Genomic DNA, 6,796 nt, shown 5'->3' with positions numbered 1-6,796 from the left:
GCCATCCTGGCCGTCCGCCGCACTTAGAGCCGCCCGAGCGCCGCCCGTGCCCTGGTGCGGACCCTGCCAGCGCTACTTCACCCCCGCTGCGCTGGAGGTCGGCGGCACCTGCCCGGCGTGCGGCGAGCCCACCGAGCAAGCCGACCTGGCGCCCGACGCCGGCGAGTCCACCGAGGAGGTGCGTGCCCCGTGGCACTTCTGGCTGGTCGTGGCGGCGACGGTCGTCTACGTGGGGTGGCGGATCGTGCAGCTCGTCCTCGCCGCCCTCTGAGGCTCGGGCCGCGCCGGTAGCCTCGCATCCGTATGCTCGTCCTGGACGCGCCGCCTGCCGCCTCGCCGCCGTCAGCAGTCGCGGTCGGCGTGTTCGACGGCGTCCACGTCGGGCACCAGCAGATCCTCGGCCGGGTCGTCGAGCGGGCCGCCGCCGAGGGCCTCTGCCCCACGGTGGTCACCTTCGACACCCATCCGGCTTTCACGCTGCGCCCCCAGAACGCCCCGCTGCTGCTCACGGACCTGCGCCAGAAGCTCGAGCTGTTCGAGGCGCTGGGTATGGAGCGAGCCGTCGTGCTGCCCTTCGGCGACCGGCTGGCCGCCACCTCCGCCGAGGAGTTCATCGGTGAAGTGCTGGTGGCGGGGCTGAACGCACGGTTGGTCGTGGCCGGTGCGGACTTCCATTTCGGCAGCAACAGGGAGGGCTCCACCGGCACGCTGCGCATCGCCGGCGCCCGCCGCGGATTCGACGTCGAGGCCGTCGATCTGTACCGGTTCCCCAACGCTCCCGAGCCGGTGTCCTCCACGGCCATCCGCCGGGCGCTGGCCGGCAGCAGGGTGGCCGACGTGGCCCACATGCTGGGCCGCCCGTACGCCATCAGAGGCGTTGTGATCGAGGGCGACCGCCGCGGCGTCACCGTCGGGTTCCCCACGGCGAACATCCCCGTGGCCACCGACAGGGCGTGGCCCGCCGACGGCGTCTACGCGGGGCTCTTCTGTGACAGCGACGGCGCCCGCTACGGCTGCGCCATCAACATCGGGCGCCGCCCGACCTTCTTCGAGCACGCCGAGCACTCGATCCTCGAGGCGCACCTGCTGGACTTCGACGACGACCTCTACGGCCACGAGGTGCAGGTGGAGTTCCTGCGCTTCCTGCGCAGCGAGCGGCGGTTCAGCGGCATCGACGCGCTGGCGGCGCAACTGAAGAAAGACGTGGAGAATGCCCGGCGGATCGTCGCCGAGATCGACTGAGAGGGCCGCCGCCGCGGGGTTGCCGAGTTCTTCGGGGCGGGGGGCGGAGACGTATCTGGTGCTGCTGCGCCACGGGCGCACCGATCTGAACCGGCGCCGGCTGCTGCAGGGTGCCAGCGATCTGCCGCTGGACGACGTGGGGCGCCGGCAGGCGGTCGAGGCGGGCGACTACGTGCGGCGGCACTGGAAGATCGACAAGGTCGTCAGCAGCCCGCGCCGGCGCGCCCGGGAGACCGTGGCGCTCGCCGGGTTCGGAACCGACGCGACCACAGACGACCGCCTGGCCGAGATGGACTACGGCGAACTGGAAGGAACCCCGGTGCCTGTGGCCTCCGGGGAGTTGTTCGACGCCTGGTCGGCCGACCCCGGCTATGCCCCCGCAGGCGGCGAGTCCCTGACCGAGGTCTACGAACGCTCGGTGGCGGCGGCCAAGGAGATCCTGGCGGCCTCGGCGAACCAGACGGTTCTGATGTGCTCGCACGCCAACCCCATCAAGGCCGTCGTGTCGTGGACGCTGGGCACAGCGGCCTCGGGGATCCTGCGCATGTACCTGCGCCAGGCCTCGGTGTCGGTCGTGGCGCAAGTCCCTCCGGCGTTGGTGCTGCTGGGGTTCAACGAGCGCACCGAGGCCTCCTGAGCCGACCCCGAGCGAGGACCGGAGCGCCCCTGTCGTTCCGGCGCAGAGCCAGCCCCGGACTTGATCCGGGGCCAGAATCCAGCGCCCCTGACACGGCGGGCCGGCCTCCGTCCGGCCAGCCGGGCCGGCAGGCCCGGCGGTCGCCCGCGTTATCCTGAGCCGTCGCGCGGTGCGGGAGCCGAACGAGGGGAGCGACGATGCGGATCACCGGCATGAACCACGCCGTGCTCTACGTGCGCGACGCCCGGCGCCACGCCGAGTTCTACGCCGACTTGCTGGGCTTCGAGCCGGTCATCGACGGGCCCGGCGGGGCGTTCGCCTTCATGCGGGCGCCCGAGTCGGAGAACCACCACGACATCGCCTTCTTCAGCGTCGGCGAGGAGGCGGGGGCGTCGGAGGCCGGCCGGCGCACCGTCGGCCTGTACCACATCGCCTGGGAGGTGCCCACTCTGGAGGCCCTGGATGAGGCGCGGCGGCGCCTGCAGGCCACCGGTGCCCTGGTGGGGGCGAGCGACCACGGATGCAACAAGAGCCTCTACGCCCGCGACCCCGACGGCCTGGAGTTCGAGGTCATGTGGCTGGTGCCGCCCGAGCACTGGGGCGACGCCGAGCATCAGGCCATCGTCGAACCGCTGGACCTTCCGGCCGAGCGCGAGCGCTTCGCCGCCGTCGGCCTCAGCTGAGCCCGCGCCGCTGCAGGGGAAAGGCAACCGCGTGGATCTCAGCCGCCAGACAGTGTTCTTCCTCGACGAGGAGGCGTTCATTGAGACGGCCCGTCCCGGGTTCCGCCGCCGGGTGATCACCGGCGACGGCCTGCAGCTGTGCTTCTGGCGCATCGCCGGGGGCACGCCCGGGTCGTACCTGCACAACCATCCCGACCACGAGCAGCTCGGCATCATCGTGCGCGGCGCGTTGGACTTCCGCATCGGCGACGAAGCGGGCCCGCCCGGCGAGCGGGAGCGGACGGTGCTGGGCCCGGGCGACTCGTACCTGGCCTACAAGGGCGTGTGGCACGGCGACAGCGTCTTCGTGGGCGACGAGGAGTACAACGAGTGCTGGATCCTCGACGTCTTCGCCCCGCCCCGCGACGACCTGCTGGAGGGCTACGCCGCCGCGACGCAGGCTGTGCGGGAACCCGCCGCTGATGGCTGACTGGCGCCTCGCCGTCGACATCGGCGGCACGTTCACCGACACCGTCCTGCTCGACGCCGACAGCGGCCGCGTCGTCGTCGGCAAGGAACTGACCACGCCGGCCAACCCGCTCGAGGCGGTGCAGACGGCCATCGCCAGCGTGCTGGATCGTGCCGGGGTGGCGGCCGCCGAGGTGACCGCTCCGATCGTGCACGCCACCACGCTGGTCACCAATGCGCTGGTGCAGCGCCGCGCCGGACGTGCGGCCCTCGTCGTGACGCGGGGCTTCGCCGACACGCTGGCGATCCGGGACGAGCACCGCTACGACATGTACGACCTGCAGATCGAGTTCCCCGACCCGCCGATCCCGCGGGAGCGGATCCTCGAGCTCGACGAGCGGGTGAACGCCCGGGGTGAGGTGCTGAGGGCCCCCGGCGTCGCCGAACTCGACGGAATCGCCGCCAAACTGGCCGCCGCCGAGGTGGAGGCCGTGGGTGTGTGTTTCGTGAACTCCTACATGAACGGCGCCAACGAGCGGGCGGCGGGGGAGCGCCTGGCGGCGGCGCTCGGTGTGCCCGTCTGCCTGTCGGCGGAGGTGGCGCCGCAGATCCGGGAGTACCCGCGCATGATGACGACGGCCTGCAACGCCGCCGCCATGCCCGTGCTGGGCACCTATCTGAACGACTTAGAGCGCTGGCTCGCTGCGGAGGGATTCGGCGGCTCGGTGCTGATGATGCTCTCGAACGGGGGGGTGGTCGCCGCCACCGAGGCCGCACGCGTGCCGATCCGCCTCGTGGAGTCGGGTCCCGCGGCCGGGGCGCTGGCCGGCACGTGGTACTCGCAGCGGCTCGGGGAGGATCGCCTGCTGTGCTTCGACATGGGCGGCACCACGGCGAAGGCCTGTCTCATCGAGGACTTCGAACCGGCGCTCACCTCCTCCTTCGAGATCGCCCGGGTGTATCGCTTCAAGAAGGGGTCCGGCTACCCGGTGCTGGTGCCCTCGGTCGACCTCGTGGAGATCGGCGCCGGGGGCGGGAGCCTGGCGCGGGTCGACGATCTGGGGTTGCTGCGTGTCGGTCCCGTCTCGGCGGGCGCCGACCCGGGGCCGGCCTCGTACGGGCGCGGCGGCACGGCGCCCGCGGTGACCGACGCCGACCTGCTCGTGGGCTATCTCAGCGCCGAGGCCTTCCTGGGCGGCGAGATGCCGCTGGACACCGAGGCGGCGCGCACGGCCGCCGAACCGCTCGCCGAGCGCCTCGACCTCACCGCCGAGAGCCTCGCCTCGGGCATCGTGGAGGTCGTGGACCAGAACATGGCCGCCTCGGCGCGCATGCACGCCGTCGAGCGGGGCGTGGACCTGCGGGGCGTGACGCTGCTGGCCTTCGGCGGGGCAGGACCCGTGCACGCCTGCCGGGTGGCCGAGCTGGTGGAGTCCTCGCGGGTGGTGTTCCCGCCCCACGCCAGCGTGCTGTCGGCCTTCGGGACCCTCGTCACCCCCGTGCGCATCGACCTCGCCCGCAGCCTGCTGCGGCCCCTGACCGACCTGCGAAGCGACGACGCCAGCGAGCTCCTGGAGTCCATGCGCAGCGAGGGGCGGCGCGTTCTGGGGGGGGCGGGCGTTCCCGCCTCCGAGGTGCGCTTCCGCTACGGCATCGACGTCCGCTACCGCGGTCAGGGCAACGAGATCACCGTCTGGTTGGGCGAGGGACCCGAATGGCCCACCGACGACGCCGAGACATTGGCCGCCTTCGAGGCCGAGTACAAACGGGTTTACGGGCTCACGATCGACGACGTGCCCGCCGAGGTCGTGACGTGGCGGCTGTCGGCGTGGGCGCCGGTCACCGGTGTGGCGCCCGACCTTGCGGTGCCCGCCGGCGGCGAGGCTCCTCCGATCGAGCGGCGCACGGTGCGCTTCGGTCGGGACCGCGGACCCGACGACGTGGCGGTCTACGAGCGCGCCGGGCTGCCGGCGGGAACGCGCCTCGATGGCCCGGTCATCATCTCCGAGGCCGAGACGACCGTCGTGATCCGCCCCGGCTGGACCGTCGAGGTCAGCGCCGACGGCAGCATGCTGGCGCAGCGGGAGGAGGCGGCATGAGTTCAGCGGCCGGGAGTCCCGGAGACACGATGTCCGCCTCCGGCGCACCGAGGCGGCGCTTCGACGGCGTCGATCTGCAGGTTCTCTGGCAGAGCATCATCTCCACGGTCAACGAGCAGGCCACCGCCCTGCAGCGCTCGGCGTTCAGCCCCATCGTGCGGGAGGCCGGTGACCTCGCCAACGGCCTGTTCGACCCGAGGGGGCGCATGGTCGCCCAGGCCGTGACCGGCACGCCCGGCCACATCAACTCCCTGGCCATGGGCGTCGTGGCCGTGCTGGCCGAGCATCCCGCCGAGACGCTGGCGCCGGGCGACGTGCTCATCACCAACGACCCCTACAAGACGTGCGGCCAGCTGCTCGACGTGACGGTCATGACGCCGGTGTTCCGCGGCGGGCGGCTCATCGCCTTCTTCTGCTCCACCATCCACCACTCCGACGTGGGCGGCTACGGCATCGGCGCCGGCGGGCGGGACGTGTTCGAGGAGGGGCTCTGGATCCCCATCTGCAAGCTCATGGCAGCCGGCGAGCGGAACAGCGACGTGTGGAGCTTCATCCTCTCCAACGTCCGCACGCCCGACCACGTCGCCGGAGATCTCCACGCCCAGATGGCCTCCGCCGCGGTGGGGGCGGAGCGCCTGCAGACCCTCTGCGACGCTTGGGGCCTCGACGACATCGACGACCTGGCCGACGAGATCATCGAGCGTTCCGAGGAGGCCACCCGCGAGAGCATCCGCGCCCTGCCGGCGGGCACGCACGAGGCGGAGGCGCTGCTGGACCTCGCCGACGGCTCGATGGTGATCATCCACTGCGAGGTGACCGTCGATCCGGAACTGGGCGAGATCTTGGTCTCCTACGAGGGCTCGTCCGCGGCGAGCCGCTGGGGGATCAACGTCGTGCGCAACTACACGCACGCCTACACCACGTTCACCGTCCGGTCTATGTTGAATCCCGAGATCCCCAACAACCACGGCAGCCTGGCCCCGATCCGCCTGGCGGCACCCGAAGGGTCGATCGTCAACGCGGTGTCGCCCCAGCCCTGCACGGCGCGCCACGTGGTCGGCATGTTCCTGCCCAACGCCCTGCTGAAGGCCCTGGCGCCCCTCAAGCCCTCCCAGGCCATGGCGGAGGGATCCGGTGCGGTGTGGACCATGCAGGTCAGCGGCGCCCACCCCGACGGCAGCCCCTTCATCACCGCCATGTTCACCTACGCCGGCGGCGTCGGCGGGCGGGCCGCCAAGCCGGGGCTGTCGGCCTGCTCGTACCCCACGGGCGTGGCCGCGGTGCCGGTGGAGGTCGTGGAGGCCTCGGCGCCCATCCGTTTCCTGCGCAAGGAGTTGCGGGTGGGCTCCGGCGGCGCCGGACGGCAGCCCGGCGGCGACGGCCAGACCATCGAGTTCCTGGTCGACACCGACCGGGAGTGGCAGCTCAACGCCGTCACGAGCCGCCTCACCGCGGCCCCCCAGGGTCTCGACGGTGGCGAGCCGGGCGCGGCGGGCCGCTTCTGCGTCAACGGCGAGCCGGTCACCACGCAGGCCCGCCTCAGCCTCGGCCCCGACGACGTGGTCCGCCTCGACCTCCCCGGCGGAGGCGGCTACGGCCCCCCGGCTGCACCCATCGGAGGTGACCCGGATCGCTCGTAGCACCGCAGGCGCATCGTTGCCAGCGCGCCGATCCTCCTCGTCTCAGGC

7 protein-coding genes are annotated in these 6,796 nt (G+C 72.3%); all 7 read left to right on the top strand.

Features of this window, described 5'->3' with window-relative positions:
* A partial coding sequence (locus OXG55_12115; GenBank protein MCY4103984.1) for a hypothetical protein occupies window positions 1-271 on the top strand: 271 nt, incomplete at its 5' end.
* Window positions 272-303: 32 nt separating this feature from the next.
* Entirely contained in the window at window positions 304-1,242 is a 939-nt protein-coding gene (locus OXG55_12110) for a bifunctional riboflavin kinase/FAD synthetase (protein ID MCY4103983.1), read from the top strand.
* 58 nt (window positions 1,243-1,300) lie between these two features.
* Window positions 1,301-1,879, top strand: coding sequence for a histidine phosphatase family protein (locus tag OXG55_12105; protein MCY4103982.1), 579 nt, complete (start codon window positions 1,301-1,303; stop codon window positions 1,877-1,879).
* Window positions 1,880-2,076: 197 nt separating this feature from the next.
* Window positions 2,077-2,562: a VOC family protein gene (locus OXG55_12100; GenBank protein ID MCY4103981.1), complete on the top strand. Its 486-nt coding sequence runs from the start codon at window positions 2,077-2,079 to the stop codon at window positions 2,560-2,562.
* A 31-nt stretch (window positions 2,563-2,593) separates the two neighbouring features.
* The gene (locus OXG55_12095; protein ID MCY4103980.1) at window positions 2,594-3,031 is read left to right on the top strand and encodes a cupin domain-containing protein; all 438 of its coding nucleotides are present in this window, start codon (window positions 2,594-2,596) and stop codon (window positions 3,029-3,031) included.
* The gene (locus OXG55_12090) at window positions 3,024-5,108 is read left to right on the top strand and encodes a hydantoinase/oxoprolinase family protein (protein ID MCY4103979.1); all 2,085 of its coding nucleotides are present in this window, start codon (window positions 3,024-3,026) and stop codon (window positions 5,106-5,108) included. Before OXG55_12095 ends, OXG55_12090 begins: the two co-directional genes overlap by 8 nt.
* Entirely contained in the window at window positions 5,105-6,748 is a 1,644-nt protein-coding gene (locus tag OXG55_12085; GenBank protein MCY4103978.1) for a hydantoinase B/oxoprolinase family protein, read from the top strand. Before OXG55_12090 ends, OXG55_12085 begins: the two co-directional genes overlap by 4 nt.
* Window positions 6,749-6,796: the final 48 nt, after the last annotated feature.

The organism is bacterium, assembly GCA_026708055.1.
Classification (GTDB): Bacteria; Actinomycetota; Acidimicrobiia; order Acidimicrobiales; family CATQHL01; genus VXNF01.
Note: the sequence above shows the minus strand (reverse complement) of the source record. Positions and strands in the feature narration are given on the sequence as shown.